Origin of the sequence: Methanogenium organophilum (assembly GCF_026684035.1) — an archaeon.
Classification (GTDB): Archaea; Halobacteriota; Methanomicrobia; order Methanomicrobiales; family Methanomicrobiaceae; genus Methanogenium; species Methanogenium organophilum.
This window is the reverse complement of the sequence record NZ_CP113361.1, coordinates 364,166-381,878: the sequence shown is the minus strand read 5'-3', so window position 1 is coordinate 381,878 and position 17,713 is coordinate 364,166. Positions and strand designations below refer to the sequence as shown.

16 protein-coding genes and 1 tRNA gene are annotated in these 17,713 nt (G+C 52.7%); 10 read left to right on the top strand and 7 right to left on the bottom strand.

The features are described 5' to 3' along the window. Window positions 1–366 precede the first annotated feature (366 nt). The 6 genes from OU421_RS02030 to OU421_RS02005 all read right to left on the bottom strand — a co-directional run bounded on the left by OU421_RS02030 (window position 367) and on the right by OU421_RS02005 (window position 6,891). On the bottom strand, window positions 367–1,425 hold the full coding sequence (locus OU421_RS02030) for an ATP-binding cassette domain-containing protein (protein WP_268186932.1): 1,059 nt from the start codon (window positions 1,423–1,425) through the stop codon (window positions 367–369). Window positions 1,426–1,439: 14 nt separating this feature from the next. Further along, a complete protein-coding gene (locus OU421_RS02025) occupies window positions 1,440–2,237 on the bottom strand; it encodes an ABC transporter permease (RefSeq protein ID WP_268186931.1) in 798 nt (265 codons plus the stop codon). Further along, the gene (gene tsaA, locus OU421_RS02020) at window positions 2,227–2,742 is read right to left on the bottom strand and encodes a tRNA (N6-threonylcarbamoyladenosine(37)-N6)-methyltransferase TrmO (protein WP_268186930.1); all 516 of its coding nucleotides are present in this window, start codon (window positions 2,740–2,742) and stop codon (window positions 2,227–2,229) included. Before tsaA ends, OU421_RS02025 begins: the two co-directional genes overlap by 11 nt. Window positions 2,743–2,902: 160 nt before the next feature. After that, window positions 2,903–3,721, bottom strand: coding sequence for a molybdate ABC transporter substrate-binding protein (modA, locus tag OU421_RS02015; protein ID WP_268186929.1), 819 nt, complete (start codon window positions 3,719–3,721; stop codon window positions 2,903–2,905). 224 nt (window positions 3,722–3,945) lie between these two features. Continuing rightward, entirely contained in the window at window positions 3,946–4,770 is an 825-nt protein-coding gene (modA, locus tag OU421_RS02010; protein WP_268186928.1) for a molybdate ABC transporter substrate-binding protein, read from the bottom strand. A gap of 327 nt (window positions 4,771–5,097) precedes the next feature. Then, window positions 5,098–6,891: a dipeptidase gene (locus OU421_RS02005; RefSeq protein ID WP_268186927.1), complete on the bottom strand. Its 1,794-nt coding sequence runs from the start codon at window positions 6,889–6,891 to the stop codon at window positions 5,098–5,100. A gap of 361 nt (window positions 6,892–7,252) precedes the next feature. Here OU421_RS02005 and OU421_RS02000 point away from each other — a divergent pair, with 361 nt between their 5' ends. Further along, window positions 7,253–7,651 carry a hypothetical protein gene (locus OU421_RS02000; RefSeq protein WP_268186926.1) on the top strand — a complete coding sequence of 133 codons (399 nt, stop codon included), beginning with the start codon at window positions 7,253–7,255 and terminating at the stop codon, window positions 7,649–7,651. 49 nt (window positions 7,652–7,700) lie between these two features. On the opposite strand, the gene OU421_RS01995 is transcribed toward OU421_RS02000, so the two are convergent. Next, window positions 7,701–7,775 (bottom strand) — tRNA-Glu (locus OU421_RS01995). A gap of 147 nt (window positions 7,776–7,922) precedes the next feature. Here OU421_RS01995 and OU421_RS01990 point away from each other — a divergent pair. From OU421_RS01990 to OU421_RS01950, 9 genes are read left to right on the top strand one after another with little or no spacing between them, the layout of a single operon-like run. Continuing rightward, window positions 7,923–8,285, top strand: coding sequence for a V-type ATPase subunit subunit G family protein (locus tag OU421_RS01990; protein ID WP_268186925.1), 363 nt, complete (start codon window positions 7,923–7,925; stop codon window positions 8,283–8,285). Then, complete coding sequence (locus OU421_RS01985; protein WP_268186924.1) at window positions 8,269–10,242, top strand: V-type ATP synthase subunit I; 1,974 nt, start codon at window positions 8,269–8,271, stop codon at window positions 10,240–10,242. The genes OU421_RS01990 and OU421_RS01985 overlap by 17 nt, the downstream gene beginning before the upstream one ends. Next, on the top strand, window positions 10,232–11,680 hold the full coding sequence (locus OU421_RS01980) for a V-type ATP synthase subunit K (RefSeq protein ID WP_268186923.1): 1,449 nt from the start codon (window positions 10,232–10,234) through the stop codon (window positions 11,678–11,680). The genes OU421_RS01985 and OU421_RS01980 overlap by 11 nt, the downstream gene beginning before the upstream one ends. After that, window positions 11,681–12,277 carry a V-type ATP synthase subunit E gene (locus OU421_RS01975; protein ID WP_268186922.1) on the top strand — a complete coding sequence of 199 codons (597 nt, stop codon included), beginning with the start codon at window positions 11,681–11,683 and terminating at the stop codon, window positions 12,275–12,277. Further along, window positions 12,270–13,460: a V-type ATPase subunit gene (locus tag OU421_RS01970; protein ID WP_268186921.1), complete on the top strand. Its 1,191-nt coding sequence runs from the start codon at window positions 12,270–12,272 to the stop codon at window positions 13,458–13,460. Before OU421_RS01975 ends, OU421_RS01970 begins: the two co-directional genes overlap by 8 nt. Next, window positions 13,457–13,768, top strand: a complete 312-nt coding sequence (locus OU421_RS01965) for a V-type ATP synthase subunit F (protein ID WP_268186920.1) — start codon at window positions 13,457–13,459, stop codon at window positions 13,766–13,768. Before OU421_RS01970 ends, OU421_RS01965 begins: the two co-directional genes overlap by 4 nt. Beyond that, window positions 13,765–15,528, top strand: a complete 1,764-nt coding sequence (locus OU421_RS01960; RefSeq protein ID WP_268186919.1) for a V-type ATP synthase subunit A — start codon at window positions 13,765–13,767, stop codon at window positions 15,526–15,528. The genes OU421_RS01965 and OU421_RS01960 overlap by 4 nt, the downstream gene beginning before the upstream one ends. Then, on the top strand, window positions 15,525–16,913 hold the full coding sequence (locus OU421_RS01955) for a V-type ATP synthase subunit B (RefSeq protein WP_268186918.1): 1,389 nt from the start codon (window positions 15,525–15,527) through the stop codon (window positions 16,911–16,913). The genes OU421_RS01960 and OU421_RS01955 overlap by 4 nt, the downstream gene beginning before the upstream one ends. Further along, window positions 16,910–17,551 carry a V-type ATP synthase subunit D gene (locus OU421_RS01950; RefSeq protein WP_268186917.1) on the top strand — a complete coding sequence of 214 codons (642 nt, stop codon included), beginning with the start codon at window positions 16,910–16,912 and terminating at the stop codon, window positions 17,549–17,551. Before OU421_RS01955 ends, OU421_RS01950 begins: the two co-directional genes overlap by 4 nt. Window positions 17,552–17,713 lie beyond the last annotated feature (162 nt).

Here is a 17,713-nt window from a genome sequence, read left to right as displayed (position 1 = left end):
GGTTTTGTTGATTATAATCGCGCGGAAAACTGATTATTCTTCATATATTGCTTTAAATTTAAAAAATATCTCAATTTATTTTTATTTTCAAAATTGATCCAATTAAAACAATTTTTAAATTTCTTTTTTTATTATGAATTTAATTCGATATATTTGAATTTGCCATTAATGAACCAGGTACGCCCACGGGAGTTTTAAATCTTCTGTGGCAGGATGACAGAAGTGATGCGTGACTGGATATTCATGCGCAGACTGGGATCTGTGATGTCTGTATCCCGACCCTGTGCGGGCTTTTCTTCAGGCAGTCAAAGAGGGGTGCCGCAATTATGGGACATATGGGTAAAAATTAGGGGGATGTGGTGATGGTCAGAAGATATGTACGGACTGTGCCATAACAGTAAGATATACTCTGTCCCCGATCTCTGCACAGAGTGACTGCCACCCTTGTCGTGTGACTGCAGCAATGAAGGGCAGGCCGGTATCAACGGCGATTCGCACCATTGATCCGTTATCTGAGACATCCGTGATGACGCCTGCAAAGGAATTTCGTGCAGTGGAATCAACCTGGGTGCAGGAGACCATGATATCTTCCGGACGAATAGTGACGGTGACATCGTGAGAACTGGTGCACAGCGATGAACAGATGAGGTGTGGGCCGTCTGTCCCGTTCACCGTGACTTTTGAGAGTCCGTCTGTGTTCATGCAGGTGCCACTGAAGATATTTTGCACACCGACGAATTCTGCAATAAACGCTGAATTCGGATGCCGGAACACCTCGTCCGGTGTCCCTACCTGCATTACCTTACCATTGTGCATCACTGCCACCCGTGAGGCAAGAGAGAATACCTCCTCAAAGTTGTGGGTAATATGAATGATTGTTGTCTTATAGGCTGCATGCAGGCGTCTTAGTTCAACCCTGAGACGATCCCGTGTCTGACCGTCCAGTGCACTCAGGGGTTCGTCTAAGAGCAGGATAGACGGTTCAAGGATGATGGCCCGGGAGATGGCTGCACGTTGCTGTTCTCCGCCGGAAAGGGTTTCCGGGTAGCGGTGGAGCAGGTGACCAATGCCAAAGATATCTGCCACCTCAGCCACTTTTCGTGCAATTTCATCCACTGGACATTTCCGGTTCTTCAGGCCGAATCCGATATTCTCTGCAACAGTCAGGTGAGGAAAGAGCATGTAGTCCTGGTATACCATCGTGATGTTTCGTTCACGGGGAGGTACAAAGGTCACGTCGCGGTTATCAAGGGATACTGTGCCGGAATCGGGGGGATAGACACCTGCAATGGTCTCCAAAAGGATGGTCTTGCCGGCCCCGGTAGGTCCGATGATGACAAAGTACTCGCCATCTTCGACGGTGAGAGAGACATCGTCGAGGATGAACTCGCCTAAATCTTTTGATATGTGTTCTATTGTCAGCATGATGTTCACCCGGCTCAGAATTTAGCCGATCCTCCGAAGTATTCGAAGATATAGAGTGATACCACCGATATTACCATCAGAATGATTGCAGCAGATATGGCCATCTCCAGTTCTCCGCAGGACATGTTCAGGAAGAGAGAGATGGGTAGTGTTTCGGTCTTCATCCGTGTGGCGCCCGCAATCATCAGGGCAGCACCGAATTCACCGATACCCTTTGCCCAGGTGATCACCGCACCTGCAAGAAATCCCTGCACAGCCATCGGAAGGGTCACCCGCCAGATCGCCTGGAGGTTCGTACAACCGAGGGTGCACGCCACATATTCATATCGTGGTGAGATATCGGTGAAGGTGGAACGCATGATCCGCAGCATAAATGGCATATTAACAAAGAACTGGGCAATGATGATGCCAAGGGGGGTGAAGACAAAGACGATGCCGATGGACTCCAGGAAATCGCCGATTGAAGTTGTCCCGAAGAAGAGCAGAAGTCCCACACCTGCGACAAGTGGCGGTAATGCAAGGGGAAGATCGAGAATGGTGCTCACGAAACTCTTTCCCCAGAAATCATATCGGGCCAGCGCATAGGCGGCAGGGACTGCAATCAGTACACACAGGAGCGTTGATACAATAGATGTGGCAAGACTGAGGTAGATGGCAAACTGGATCTCTTTTGACATCAGGGATTCAATCACTGCGGCGGGGGACGGGTGGGTTACCACCAGAAGCAGCAGAGCGATGATAAATGCAGTGAGCACAAGGCCCACTGAAATGGTGACAATCTTCACCCAGTTGCGTCGCAGGTCACTTTTCACGATTGGTCCTTTCCTTATCTCTGAGGCCTTTGGGAGTTGCATTCCACGCTCCGATGTCATCCATGTGGGTATTATCTACCCATCCGTTCTCGACCTCTTCGCGGTGGTCAAACTGGTAAACATAGGGTTTTATATCGAGAAGTGGCGTTCCGTCCAGAATGTCCACCTGTTCGATCTCGAGGATGTTATCGTGCACATCAAGAAGTCGCACGATAGAGATTCCAATGGGGTTCGGGCGGTTGAAGTGGCGGATGGCAAAGATGCCACGCTCCTTCTCTCCGTCCAAAAATGGCTTCTGTGTCAGGTTCTTTCCGGTAGCACGGTCAAAGTGATACAGGAGGATCAGATGGGAAAACGATTCGATGTCACGCAGTCCTTCTGCAAACTCTTCAAAGACTTCAACCTGCCCACGTGACGGGTTAAATATCCCCTGAATCGGGGTGTTCTCATGTTCCGTGTGTTCTGAGTGGATGATGCCGATTGGTTTGAAAATAATATCTGTCATATGATATTCCTCTTACCTCATATTTTGAATGGTTCACACTTAATGGGCGGTTTCGTGCGGTCTTTTTCTGTATAGAAATGCCCGGCAAACCTCATTTGCTTCTCAGGTTCTGTAGATGTCATGCAAGATTATTCCTGTTATTTTGAAAAGGAGAAATGTTTCAGGCATCCCCGTACTTCTCAGATGGGTATGTCTCAAATCCGTGTTTCACAAAGATGGCTTTTCCCTCATCAGATGCGACGAAGTCAGCAAATGCCTGTGCCTCTGTGGGTTTATCAGAAAATGACAGGGTGCCCACCGGAACTACCTTGATGAACCCTTCTTCCTGTGGGATATCCACGTGTTCGATGTCAGAGTTGTCGAGGAGGTCTTCCCAGATGATAGCGGCATCCGCCTGCTTCATGTTCATATATACCAGGAGTTCGTTCACGGTGCCTGACCGGACGACGATGTTGTCCTGCAGTTCTTCCCAGAGTCCTGCCTTCTCATAGATCTTCTGGGTGGCCTTTCCGACGGCATTGCCGGTGGGTTCACCAATAGCGACCTTTACCCCGTCTTCAGTGAGGTCTTTCAGGCAGGTGATATTCTGTGGGTTGCCCGGTTCAACGGCGATTGCAAGCACGTGATAGATGACATCCTCGCTGTTGTTGATATAGCCCTTTTCAGCAGCAGAATCGATATATGCACGTGCACCTGGCATGTAGCAGTCCCCTTCCTGGAGCAGTTCCATCTGGGAGAGGAGTTGTGCTGAACCGCTGTAGGTGTATTTGATCTCGGTGCCGGTCTTTTCCTCGTAGACCTGTGCAATTTCGTCCATTGGGTCACGGAGCCCTGCACCGGAGTACACGATCAGCGATTTTTCTTCAGTGCTTATCTGTACTGCATCAGTTGCAGGTGCTGCATCTGAGGTGCATCCGCAAACCATGCAGAGACAGAACGCCGCGATAATGGCGCATACGATCCCGTATTTTCTACTCATGTGAGTAATAATTGGACGTTTTTTTTAAAATGTGATGAGTTTTACCTCTGAGTTTATAATATTAAATTAATATCATTATTTTTGGTATGTTTCCCTTTGTTCCGTTTTGGGAAAATCTGCACGCTCCGTGATTTTGTAGAATCTGGGTGGATAATGAACCGGTGGCCGCACCGCGCCTGCAGGTTTAGTGCCTCTGGTGGTAGAAAAAATGTGGGAAAAAAGAATTATGCATTCTCGTACTTTGCACAGGGGTAGCATTCAAATCCGTGCTTCACAAACATTGCCTTCCCCTCGTCTGATGAGACAAAATCAGCGAATGCCTGTGCATCTGCAGGATTTTCAGAGAATGAGAGTGTGCCGATAGGGATCACCTTGATGAACCCTTCATCAATCGGGATGTCCACCTGTTCAAGGTCTGAGTTGTCGAGGAGGTCTTCCCAGATGATTGCAGCATCTGCCTGGTCCATGTTCATGTACACCAGGAGTTCGTTGACTGTTCCGGACTGTACCACGATGTTGTCCTGCATGTCCTCCCAGTATCCTGCACTTTCCAGCATCTTCTTAGCAGATTTTCCAACGGCAGGGCCGCTCGGTTCGCCGATTGCGACACGCACATCGTCCTTTGTCAGGTCTTCAAGACAGGTGATGTTCTTCGGGTTGCCGGGTGCGACGGCGATGGCAAGCACGTGATAGATGGTCTTCTCGCTGGAGTTGATGAATCCCTTCTCGTCAGCAGAGTCGATGTACGACTTTGCACCTGGCATGTAGCAGTCTCCTTCCTGGAGGAGCTCAATCTGGGAGAGCAGTTGTGCTGATCCACTGTAGGTGTACTTGATTTCAGTCCCGGTCTGTTCCTGGTAGACCTGTGCGATTTCGTCCATTGGCTCACGCAGCCCGGCGCCGCAGTAGACCACGAGGGATTCTGCTGATTCTGTCTCTCCTGCAACCGGAGTGGTGTCTGCAGGTGTGGTATCGGATGTGCATCCGCATACCATACAGCAGGCAAGCGCTACAACAAGGAGCACAGCCACGAGATAATTTCTACTCATATGCTCATATGTGCCATTTATGGGCCAAAAAGAAGTATGACTTGTGTTGGAGTTAAGCAGTTTCCATTTATTTGTGTGGATTCCGGTTCAGGCACATCGGTGCCGGATATCAGTTGATGTACCGACAGCTGGTATCTGTCCACCGTTGGTGGAGGATTGTGCCACATACACTGCACCTGCGTGTTTGGAGCTAATATTTTCTCTTTGTCTTCTCAGCGCCCCGATATTCTTCTGCAGGGTATGTTCCTCCTATTCTGTGTCTGCATGATGTGCCAAGGTTCGTCTGTGAAGGGGGGATGCCGGGTTTCAGATAAGACCCAGTATCTCCTAAAACGATGCATTCTTTGGGACCCATATGGATTGGCCGGTATAGTTCAGGCCGTCTGTTTCGCGGAGTTTGTCAAGTTCATACACTCTGGGCCCATACTGGTAGTCTGCTTCCTGTGACCACCATGCCGGGTAACCGGATTCTTCAATATTTTCGGTCTTTGGATCGGTAATCAGGCCGTTTGAGTATTTTACGACAAGCATTCCGGTAAGGGCATGCCATTCATCAATGATTTCATCGCCGCGTGTTACCGTAACGTTGGTAAGCAGTTGACGTGCCCCTTCTTCGTCTCCTGCCTGAATCAGTTCAACTGCTCTGGTGTCTGTTGTCCTGACCGCTGCAATAGATTCTGATTCCAGTTCTGACTGCTTTGCCTGGATATCTCCAATCATTGCATCATAGCGGAGCATTGCCCAGTTGGTGACAAAATCAAAGGTCCAGTAGGCGGCGTCCGGGTCGTAGACCTCCCGATCGCCGGTAGCATAGGGAACTGAAACATTTTCCGCGCCGGCGTATATTGGTGCATATACGGTTTCATATGCAACCGCCGGGCCAAACCAGAGTACCCCACCCACAGGGTCGGGGAGGTCTGCCCGTGCCTGTGCTACATAGCTGTATGCACAAAACACTGCAGAGACAGGTCGTGGATTTGCACCCGCACGGACTTCGATGAACGACTCGTTCTGGAAATCGGTGTGGGCATCGTCAGGGCCGAGATAGCGGTACGGATTGCCAAAGGGCCCTGCGGCAACGCCTTCTGTCAGATCGAATTCCGTTCCCTCATAATGGTCCCGGTAGAGTGAAAACGCGGTTGTCAGGTTGATCTTTTCATCGGGTGTGATTGTGAACGGATACGCTTCCGTGTAGGAGTTCTCCACATACGGGCTCAGGTTAAATGAGGGTGCAAGCCGATCCTGGATACTCCAGACCCGCATCAGGGAATAATATGGATGTGAGTATTCACCATAGCTTGTTGCTTCCAGCCAGTCGAGTGCCCCGTCAGCAGGTGACCACATGGTGTTATCTTCTGCGATACGGAAGAGGTCTGTTGCATACAGCATGTCAGGGTTGTCCGGTTCGATGTCACGAATCCGGAACTCGTTTCCTGCCACAAAGACCTCGCCGTCCGGTATCTTTTCTGCTGCCCAGAGACCACCGGTGCCTTCCGGACTGGAACACATCTCGATGACCCACGCTTCCTTTGGATCGGCGAAGATGAGGGTCTCTCCTGTTCCGTAGTATCCGTATGTCTCAATCAGTTCACCGACCAGTTCGATTGCCCCACGTGCGGTTGTGCAACGTTCAAGGGCAATGTTGGAAAGTTCGGATGAATAGAATATTCTCTTTCCCTCCTCGGCACTAAGCTCGATTTTGGCATAGTCCGTGCACTCGCCACTTAACAGCTGATGTTCATTCATCATGCCATAGGATGCGGTGTAGTAGCCATAGGTGTGAGGAACCTGCTCGATATACCCGAGGATTGCCTCGGAACTGCCATCTGCCTTATTTCCGGCCGCATCTGATCCGCTGTTGGGATCGAATGCAATGGGACGCATCTCCCCGGGCGCATAGTCTGCAGGGGGGACGTATACGAGGCTGATGTCATCATAGTTTCTCCAGTCAAAGCCGACACCGTCATTCGTGTGGGCAACATACATCGAACCATCGTCTGAGGCGCCGGGGGTGACGGCAAAGATGGTGCATGCGGATACGGGCGGTAATGCCAGCATACATGCAAGCAAAATAGCGAGTATGCCTGAAATCATCATTTTTTTTGTTAATCGAATCAGCATAGTAGAGAATATGGAATAGATGGGTAAAATGATGTTTATTGATAATTTATTTGGTGCTGGGACAGTATTGCTGATATTTTCGCGTTATATTTGATATTGGCATACATATGTCGGAAATGTTCCTGAAGTGGAGATGGGGCCCTTTTTTCCAAATGAATTTTATTCAGAATGGTATCGGTAACGGCAGAATGTCCACCCTTTAGGTGCATCGTCAGTACATCCGGCATGATGCATGCATAATTCCGATTTATGGGATTATTGCTTTGCCAAAATAATTCACCGATCTGGCAAATACCTATGCCGGGCAAATATTTTTATTTCATTTTGAATTTTTCAATACAAATTGTGTGGGGTCTGAATTATGGAGAAAAGGCTGATTTTGATCACTATAGTTTGTTTTGCAAGTGTCGCGTTTATCTTCTGCGTAGGATGCACTGATAACAAAGGATCTGATGAAATATTCACAAAAGTTCCTACGCTGAATACAACACCTGCAAATGTCCAGAACTCTCAAATTACCACAGGTCTAGATGAACAGACTTCTCCTGTCGCTCCGGCCGAAAACATCCAAATGACAGAAGTGTCCGCTGAAAATGCATTGTCTGTGGAAATCAGCTCATCATCGGATGGCAGCGCCGTTGGGATGGCGGACCGCATTCCTGATAAATCTCAGGTATTGGATGACCCCTGCTTTAATTTCTATGTTCATGTAATGCCGCACGATGGCGGCGTCATAGTCGGCGCTTGTGTTGCTAAATAAACACAGACAAGCGACTAATTAATCAAAAGAACAACAAAACAGTCTTAAATGCTGATATGGGGATTCGAACCCCAGTCGCAGGAGTGAGAGTCCTGCATGATTGGCCGGACTACACTATATCAGCAGTGTTGTAGTGCCTACTAAGATAGGTATGGTTCTTACTTAAATATACTCATTTGTCATTTCCTCTCTGGCTGGTTCGTATGATATGTCATCTCTTACCTAACTTACAAAAAGCACCTGTTCCCTTTCTGTAGGGCCGAAATGCTTAATGACTGCGGGAGATATCAAGACACGGGGGGTCTGTGTGCCATTCGAGGAGATCATTCGTATTCGGGAGGCAGAAGCGGCAGCGCTGGCAGAAATTGAGCGGGCACGCACAGAGGCGGATAATCGCATACGGAAAGCCCATGCCGATGCCCAGACAAAAGAAGCAGCTGCCAGAGAGCGAGCCGGGGCTGAAGCAGCAGTACACATCGCTGCCGTGGAACAGGAGGCGGCGGCGGAAGCGGAATCAATTCGTGCGGCGGCTGAAGAGGAGATTGTGGCCATTCGGGATGTGACTGATAAACGGATTGATGAAGCCATTACTTATGTTGTCAGGGAGGTGACCGGCCATGATCAGACCCGCTGAGATGGTACGTCTTACGGTAGGGGTGCACACCACCGTGCGGGAGACGATGATCTCCGCCCTGCACGAGGCCGGAGTGGTTGAACTCCGTGCGATTGCAGATGAGACAGAGCTTCTTCCTCTCCTTATTCCGTGCCGGCGTTCGTCGGCTGTTCCTGATCTTGCAGAGGCCCGATCCCGTATTGAACGGGCTATTGAGATTCTTAGAGTGCACATCCCGGAGAAAAATCCGTTTCTTAAACTGTTTGCCCGCCCGGAAGATGAAAGATATCGATTCCCGGTCAGTGATGCCGCATCAGCTCTTGATGAAGCGGCCAGTTTCTCAGAAATAACAGATGTCATACTTACCCTGCATGCCCGTGATACTGCCTCCACTGAACGTCTGGCACGACTTGATGATGAGGAAGAGATGCTCCGCCTGCTGATTCCTTTTGGCATCGAACCCGGCAGGCTTGGTATGGGGGGCCTTCTGGAGGTGCGTGCCGGGATAATTTCCCTAGGTGAATGCGCAGATATTGAGGCGCATCTGCGAGAAGAGATACCGGTTCTTGCCGTGCCATTTCTCCTCTGCGGCGTGGGAGACCGCTTGGCAACCGTCGTAACCATTATGCACCCTGATGCAGTCGCTGAAACAGACCGGGTGCTTCGGGCACTGGCATTCCGGGAGTTTGTCCCGGAGACAACGGAGGGTACGGCATCGGCAGGAATTGTGAGAATTCAGAGCGAAAGAGACCGTCTCAGGAAGGAACAAAACAAGATTCGTGCATCCCTTGAAGATATCGCCCGGAGGCATCTTGCGCCGCTTGAAGCGATGGCAGAGGAACTGTCGGTCATGCGGGAACGTGAGGATGCCTCCCCGCTTTTTGGTGAAACCGGGTCCCTTGTTGTCATGCAGGGGTGGACAAAAAAACGTGACCTGCCGCGAATACAGGCACTCTGCAACCATTCGGCAGGCGGCCTCACCTTCTGCACCACGGAACCCGCCGCCGGTGACATCCCGTCTGCCTTTGACCATCCCCGCTGGCTGGCACCGTACGGGTTTCTCACCGCCATGTTCGGTATGCCTTCATACGGCAAAATTGACCCGACTCTGTTCCTTGCCCCGGTATTGGTCTTCACGTTTGGTCTCATGCTCGGAGATGCCGGGTATGGCCTCCTTCTCCTACTTATTGCTGCATTCCTCCTTCGGGGGGTTGGCCGTACGCCGGGCACCGCCCATGATCTGGCCGTCGTTCTCTGTGCCTGCGGTGTTGCGGGCACGTTCTTTGGCCTTTTGATGGGCAGTTTCTTTGGTAATCTTCCGTCACTCTTCGACATTAGCATGCCGTTTACGATCATTGAACCCCTGAACGATCCCCTGTCTCTGCTCATTCTGGCGCTCGTGATAGGAATTGCCCATCTCAACCTCGGTCTGGGAATTGCTGCATATGAACACCTCCGTCTCGGTGAACAAAAAAGGATGCTTTATTCGGAGGGCACCTGGTTTCTGCTCCAGCCCTGTGCCACAGTCCTCATCCTCTCATTCTTTGGGTGGGCGGCATTTCCGCCTCTTATTTTCACTCTTGCATGGGGTGGTGCCATTGTCGCTATTGCGGGTATTCTCCGGAGTAACGGTCCGCTTGGGTTCTTCTCAATCACCGGTTACCTCGGCGACTGGCTCAGTTATTCCCGTATCCTTGCACTTGCCCTTGCCACCGGCGGCATTGCGATGATGATCAATATCCTCTCCGTCATGATTGCCGGAGCGGGACCGGTCTTTGTCATTGCAGGTGTCCTTTTCGCCGTGGGTGGTCATGCAGCAAATCTGGTTCTTCAGTGCCTTGGAGGATTCATTCACGCACTTCGTCTCCAGTATGTAGAGTTTTTCGGCAGGTTCTTTGATGCGGGCGGCAGGCCCTTCTCCCCCTTCGCCGCCCAGCGGAAGCATACCCGACCACAGGAGGGAAGCGATGGCCGTTGATGCAGGTACCATTCTCGCTGTGACGGGAGCAGGGCTTGCCGTCGGACTCTCCGCCATCGGGTCAGGTATTGGCGTAGGGATTGCAGGAGCCACCGGTGCAGGGGTCATTGCGGTCCGCCCGGAGAAGTTTGGGCGGGCACTGGTCTTCCAGGCGGTGCCACAGACCCAGGGGATGTATGGCCTTCTGGTTGCCGTCCTTATCCTGCTTGCAACCGGTATCATCGGCGGTGGAGGGGGAGAGGTGCCCCTTCCCCTTGGCCTTGCTGCCGTAGGTGCTGGCCTCGCAACGGGCATCGCCGGTTTCTCTGCCATCGGGCAGGGAATCGCAGCCTCTGCAGGCATTGCGGCCACCACAGAACATGACTCCGCGATGGGGCGAAGTCTCATCTTTTCGGTTATCCCCGAGACACAGGCCATATATGGTCTGCTGGTTGCGATTCTCATCATGGCTTTCACCGGACTTCTGACGGGGGATGCGACGGCCACTGAGGCAACCGGTCTTGCTGCTATTGGATGTGGTCTTGCGGTGGGAATTGCGGGTCTCTCTGCCATTGGGCAGGGGATCGCCGCCGCCGCAGGGTCGGCTGCATCTGCCGAGCATGAGGAGAGTTTTGGGAAGAATCTTGTATTCTCGGTTATCCCGGAAACGCAGGCCATATATGGTCTGCTGATTGCGATTCTCATCATGGCCTTTACCGGAATGATCGCAGGTGAACCTTCTGCAGACCTTGCCCTCGGCTTTGCCGCCATTGGGTGTGGATTTGCCGTTGGCCTTGCCGGAATCTCTGCCATTGGGCAGGGGATCGCCGCTGCGGCGGGTACGGCAACCACTGCCGAGCATGAGGGAACGTTCGGGAAGAACCTGGTGTTTTCGGTTATCCCCGAGACACAGGCCATATATGGCCTGTTGGTTGCGATTCTTCTGATGGTCTTTACCGGTATGATCACCCGGGATCTCACCGCAACCCTTGCCGCAGGATTTGCCGCCATTGCCTGTGGGTTCGCTGTTGGATTTGCCGGAATTTCTGCAATTGGTCAGGGTATTGCGGCTTCGGCAGGCATTGCTGCCACCGCTGAAAAAGAGGAAATGTTTGGGAAGGCATTGGTTTTTACCGTTATTCCCGAGACACAGGCTATCTATGGTCTTCTGGTGGCGATCCTCGTGATGGCCTTCACTGGCATGATCACCCGCGATGTCACGGCAACGGCCGCTGCAGGACTTGCCGCAATGGGGGCCGGGTTTGCCGTTGGCCTTGCCGGTCTTTCAGCCATCGGGCAGGGTATGACTGCCGCCTCGGGTATTGGAGCCACAGCACAGCGGAGTGATGCGATGGGGGCAAGCCTCGTATTTGCCGTGATGGCAGAGACCTTTGCGATATTCGGGCTCCTTATTGCCGTCCTCATTATGTTCGGTATCGGACTCTTCGGAGGTGGGTGAATGGGTGTGGAAGAGATCATTGCACGGATGAATGCGGATGCAGCTGAGGAAGCTACCCGTATCATTCGTGCGGCAGACAATGAGGTGTCCCTTATCCTCAGTGAGGGCGAAATTGCAGCAGATGCGGTATACACAACCATCTCTGATGATGGCAGGCGGGAGGCTGCGGCACGGCGCCGGAAGATTCTTGCACGGGCACAGCTTGCGGCACGGGGCGGGGTGCGGGAGGCACGCGAAGACGGCATCGACAGGTGTTTTTCCGGTGCAAAAGAGCAACTCTCTCATCTTCCCGGTATGCCAATATATCCGGAAGTGTTACAGCGACTCATTGCGGAGGGACTGGAGATCGTTGGACCCGGTGAGTGTCAGGTGCTCTTTCGGGAGGGAGATCGGGATGCCGTAGAATCGGCCCTCGCGGAATTTCCGGGAATTGGCATGGCCTTCCTTCAGGAGATGAGCAGAGACCGGAGGGGTGGCGGCCTTGTGGTCGCCTGCGGAAGTCGCCTGTGTGATCAGCGGTTTTCAGCCAGATGTGAACGAATGCGTGAGCGCCTGACCCGTGAAACCGCGTGTATACTGTATGGTGGCAATGACTGACTTTTCTCTCTCCCCGATATTCTCAGGACTCCTCTCAGGAGACGGCGGCACGGCTCTTTTGGTTGCAGCCCTTGCTATTGCAATTCTCATGGGCCTGGTGCTTGCGGCATCGGCCGGATACTTCCGTGTCATCCTGAATATTGCGGTGTTTGCCAGGCCGGATGCACGGGTGCGGGCGATTGGCAACCCTATGGTGGAATGGGCGACGGTCTCGGTCGTACGTGAGGCACATTCCCTGCATGATCTCTTCGACCGTTTCCGGGCTGCCGGGTACGCCTTTCCATCTGTAGGAGAGATGAATATTGAGATTGCAGAACAGACTATCCGCGGCTATTATTACGGGAGGGTGGTAAGCCTTACTGAAAATGTCCCGGACAGTGTGAGTCACTTCTTTGCAGCATACAGGGATATGCTTGCGGCACGGGAGGCTGCATGGATCATTCTTAGTATGGGGGGGGATGTCTCCCCCGCAGACATTGAGCGGCAGGTTTCCTCTGTCGGGTCATTGACCCCTGAGATGATCCGCACGGCGGTTCATGCTGCGGGGCCTGAGGATGCTCTCAGCAGATTTGCTCCGGCACCATTTGGTCCTGTGCTTGCTGCAGCATACCGTGAGGCAGCAGGTGACCATGCACAGTTCTTTGCCCTGGTGCAGATCGCTCTCCTTGAAAATATTTCCCTCGCGGCACAGAGTGTGGACATTTCTCTCTCGCCGCCGGTAACAGAGGTGGCCGGTCGGATGATTGATATTGCAAACATCCGGTCACTGGCCCGTTCTCTCTCTGTTGGAGCGGGAAAGGAATCCGTCGCTCGTTATCTTATCCTGGAAGGGGGATTTGAACTTAGCGGTGACCGGTTGAACCATGCTATCCGTGCTGGATCCCTGCCGGATCTGATTCAGGCGCTTGTGGGGACAACGTACGAGCCATATCTCTCCCGCCATCCGGATGCAGTGAAGGATGAGGACATTCCCGTGCTTGAAGCAGCTCTCGACCTGTGCATGCTTGATGTTGTCCGTGCGGTATCTAATCAATATCATCTGGAGAGTGGCCCGCTTCTTCGGTATCTTGTAACACTTGGCTACGAGGCGCAGAATATGCAGGCAATAGCGGTGGGAATTGCCGAGTCACTCCCTCCGGAAGAGATTGGACGGGTGCTTGTGACAGAAGAGGTGAAAGAGTGAAGATCATCGCGATTGGCGATCATATGGCGGTATTTGCCTGCAGGGCCGGGGGGATATCCGAAGGCATCGTCTGTCAGGATGCAGAGGAGGCTCGCTGGGCCCTGGAAGAGGTGCTTGAGCGCCCCGATGTGGGTGTGATCTGTGTGCTGGATCGGTATCTGAAAGAGATTCCTCTCCCTCCCTCACAGGGAGTATATCCGGTAGTCATCGGAATTCCCGGTCCGGGTGGCCCAATTCGTGGTGAGGATGCCGTGAGTATAGCTGTCAGGAAAGTTGCCGGGAGGCATATGCCGGGGGCAGGGAAGTGACTGGAAATATCATCAGGATCACCGGGCCGGTGGTGGAAGCGGACGGGATGCGGGGGGCACTCATGTATGAGGTCGTCCACGTGGGAAAGACTGCCCTGATCGGAGAGATTATTGGTCTGTCGGAGGATGTGGCAACCATCCAGGTGTATGAGGACACCATTGGTCTCACACCGGGTGCACCGGTGGAACGAACCGGTGCGCCGCTCTCTGTTGAACTCGGACCGGGTCTTCTTGGTATGGTTTATGATGGTATACAGCGCCCTTTGGAGATGATTCGGGAGGGGATGGGTGATTTCATTGTCCGGGGTGCCTCATTCCCTGCCCTCGACCGGGACCGGAAGTACGCATTCACTCCAACATCAAAGTCATCAACTGCGGCCACGCCCGGCACAGTCATCGGGACTGTGCAGGAAGGGCGGTTCACGCATTCCATCCTTGTACCGCATGGCATAGAGGGCACTTTTGTCTCTGTGGCAGATGCCGGGGAGTATACGGTGACAGATGGGATAGCAATCGTTCTCACCGTGGAGGGAAAAGAGGAACCGGTTACTATGATCCGCCGCTGGCCGGTGCGGGAGGAGAGGCCGGTTGCAGAAAAACTAAAACCCGGAGCTCCGCTCTTCACCGGACAGCGGGTCATCGATTCGTTCTTCCCGATTGTCAAAGGTGGAACTGCTGCGGTGCCGGGTCCGTTTGGGGCAGGCAAGACAGTGGTGCAGCATCAGCTTGCGAAGTGGTCGGATGCGGATATTATCATCTATGTGGGTTGTGGGGAACGGGGCAATGAACTCGCTGATGTATTGCGCCAGTTCCCTGCTCTCACAGATCCGAAGAGTGGAGTTCCTCTGATGGAGAGGACAGTTCTTATCGGCAACACATCAAATATGCCGGTTGCCGCACGGGAGGCATCAGTCTATACCGGCATTACGATCGCCGAGTATTACCGTGACATGGGTTATGATGTGGCCCTGATGGCCGACTCCACTTCCCGCTGGGCAGAGGCGATGCGGGAGATCTCCGGACGGCTTGAAGAGATGCCGGGGGAACATGGATATCCTGCCTATCTCGCTTCCCGACTGGCGGGTTTTTATGAGCGGGCGGGACATGTGACGGTCCTTGGGCCGTCTGGCAGAGAGGGTTCGGTCTCTGTCATCGGTGCTGTCTCACCGCCGGGTGGTGACTTTTCTGAACCCGTCACACAGAATACCCTTCGTGTTGTTCGGGTATTCTGGGCGCTGGATGCGGACCTTGCCCATGAACGCCACTTCCCGGCGGTTGACTGGCTCACGTCCTATTCGCTCTATCCGGATGATGTAGAGGCCTGGTGGAACGAAAACGCAGGAAATCAGTGGGGAGATATGCGCAGTACGATGATGGCGATTCTCCAGAAGGAGAGCGAACTTGAGGAGATTGTACAGCTGGTAGGACCTGACGTCCTGCCCGAGGAGGATAAATTGTCTCTGCATATCGCCGAGTATGTCCGGGAATCTTTCCTTGTCCAGTATGCCTTTGATCCGGTGGATACCTTCTGTCCGTTTGAGAAGCAGTATATGATGATGCAACTCATTACCGAATATGCCCGATACGGAAGAGAGGCGGTTATGAACGGCGTGTCGGTCTCTGTGATCACAGCGCTCCCGGTGGGACAACGCCTGAAGCGCCTCGGTGCGGTTCCAAATGCTGACTTCAAAACGTATTTTGAGGAGACCCTTTGCGAGATGAAAGATGCATTCCATCGTCTCGAAGGAGGAACCGTATGACATCACCTTCTCGTGAGTACACGTCTGTTGTCCGGGTGGCAGGCCCGCTGATGGTGGTGTCCGGTGTCAGTGATGCGGCATACGGCGAGGTTGTTGAAGTGCGCCTTCCCGGTGGAGGGACGCGCATGGGGGAAGTGCTGGAGAGCCGTTCTGATACTGCCGTCATTCAGGTATTCGGCGGGACACGGGATATCGACACGGATATTACCTCGGTCAGGTTCATGGGTGTTCCGATGCAGATGGTTGTCAGCCCTGAAATTCTCGGGCGGGTGTTTGACGGTGCTGCTGCTCCTGTGGATGGCGGTGGGCCGGTGATTCCCGGAAAGGTTATGGATATCTCCGGTGCGGCGGTCAATCCGACGGCCCGTGCCTACCCGGAAGACTGCATCGAAACCGGGATCTCGGCAATTGATGGGATGAACACTCTTGTACGGGGCCAGAAACTGCCGATATTTTCCGGTTCCGGTCTGCCGCATTCTGCTCTTGCTGCCCAGATCGCACGGCAGGCACGTGTGCTCAGGGATAATGAGGAGTTTGCACTGGTCTTTGGTGCCATGGGGATAACAAATGAGGACGCACAGTTCTTCCTGGATGAATTTGAGGATACCGGTGCACTGGAGCATGCGGTGCTCTTCGTTAACCGTGCTGATGACCCCGCTATAGAACGGATTATAACCCCCCGCCTTGCCCTGACCACTGCAGAATACCTCGCCTTTGATCGGGGGATGCATATCCTTGTCATTCTTCAGGACATCACTGGATACTGCGAGGCACTGCGTGAGGTCTCTGCTGCCCGTGATGAGGTGCCTGCCCGGCGTGGGTATCCCGGTTATATGTATACGGATCTTGCGTCCATCTTTGAACGTGCCGGACGGATTTACGGAAGACAGGGTTCGATCACCCAACTGCCTATCATATCCATGCCGGATGATGACATCACCCATCCGGTTCCTGACCTTACCGGATATATTACTGAGGGGCAGATTGTCCTCTCACGAGACCTGTACCGCAAAGGCATCTATCCGCCTATAGATGTCCTTCCTTCTCTTTCCCGTCTGATGTCTGGTGGCATTGGTGAGGAAAAAACTCGGGAAGACCACGGTGCTGTTTCAGACCAACTCTATGCTGCTTATGCAAAGGGCAGGCGTCTGGAGAGCCTTGTGGCCGTCATCGGTGAAGAGGGGCTTAGTGACACAGACCGTCGCTATCTCACATTTGCAGAACGTTTTGAACGTGAGTTCATCGGCCAGGGACGTGTAAGGGGCCGGACGATCACGGAGAGTCTGGACATCGCATGGAACCTCCTCAACCCCTTCCCGGTGGAAGAACTCAACCGGATTCCGACGGTTCTGACCGAAAAATATCATGGTGGTGACAAGCGGTGAGCAGGCAAAAAATCCGTGGAATCCGGCCCACGCGGATAGAACTCCTGAAGATTCGAAAACGTATTGTGGTGGCAGAGAAAGGGCATGAACTTCTGCAGGAGAAACTGGATACGATGGTGATCGAGTTCTTTCGTCTCCGTGAGATGCGTGAAGACCTGCGTAGGGATGCTGAAGAAGCCTTTGCTGCCGCTTATCCACCCCTGCAGCGCGCTGGAATGGTAATGGGGCTGCGTGGTTTGAACGAAGCACTTTCTTTGACAAAACCTGCAGAGGAGATCCGATTTGACAATGGCATGGTGATGGGGACTTCGGTTCCTGCCATATTCATCCCTGATCCTTTCCGTGATCTCTCCGAGCCGGGGTATTCGCTTTCCGTGCCATCCGCCCATCTGGATGTGGCATACCGGGAATGTGAGACGGCGGTGAAGGCAACTCTCGCTCTTGCAGAACTAGAAGGCTCTCTTGTGCGTCTTGCAGACCAGATTACAATAACACGGAGAAGGGTTAACGCACTTGCAAATCTTTTAATTCCATCGCTCTATAACACCGCGGCATACATTGAAGATTATCTTGAAGAAATAGAACGCGAGGATCTATTTCGAAGAAAACGAGCAAAATTGGTCCGTTCTGGGGGTTAATGGTGTGAATTCTGATGATTATGCCAGCCTGTTTTACCTGTTTCAGCTGGCCGGGATTGCAGCACTTGTGGTCGGCGGGATCGTGTTTCTGATCGCTTTACTATGAAGCAGGTTTGTGCGTCTGGAGAAAAAACCACTTTATTGTTCCCGGATAATCTGTTA

Coding starts and splice junctions, on each gene's coding strand:
- OU421_RS01980 (WP_268186923.1), top strand. CDS start 10,232: ATGGCCGTTGATGCAGGTACCATTCTCGCTGTGACGGGAGCAGGGCTT.
- modA (WP_268186928.1), bottom strand. CDS start 4,770: ATGAGTAGAAATTATCTCGTGGCTGTGCTCCTTGTTGTAGCGCTTGCC.
- OU421_RS01985 (WP_268186924.1), top strand. CDS start 8,269: ATGATCAGACCCGCTGAGATGGTACGTCTTACGGTAGGGGTGCACACC.
- OU421_RS01955 (WP_268186918.1), top strand. CDS start 15,525: ATGACATCACCTTCTCGTGAGTACACGTCTGTTGTCCGGGTGGCAGGC.
- OU421_RS01970 (WP_268186921.1), top strand. CDS start 12,270: ATGACTGACTTTTCTCTCTCCCCGATATTCTCAGGACTCCTCTCAGGA.
- OU421_RS02000 (WP_268186926.1), top strand. CDS start 7,253: ATGGAGAAAAGGCTGATTTTGATCACTATAGTTTGTTTTGCAAGTGTC.
- OU421_RS01990 (WP_268186925.1), top strand. CDS start 7,923: ATGACTGCGGGAGATATCAAGACACGGGGGGTCTGTGTGCCATTCGAG.
- OU421_RS02005 (WP_268186927.1), bottom strand. CDS start 6,891: ATGCTGATTCGATTAACAAAAAAAATGATGATTTCAGGCATACTCGCT.
- OU421_RS02030 (WP_268186932.1), bottom strand. CDS start 1,425: ATGCTGACAATAGAACACATATCAAAAGATTTAGGCGAGTTCATCCTC.
- modA (WP_268186929.1), bottom strand. CDS start 3,721: ATGAGTAGAAAATACGGGATCGTATGCGCCATTATCGCGGCGTTCTGT.
- OU421_RS01975 (WP_268186922.1), top strand. CDS start 11,681: ATGGGTGTGGAAGAGATCATTGCACGGATGAATGCGGATGCAGCTGAG.
- tsaA (WP_268186930.1), bottom strand. CDS start 2,742: ATGACAGATATTATTTTCAAACCAATCGGCATCATCCACTCAGAACAC.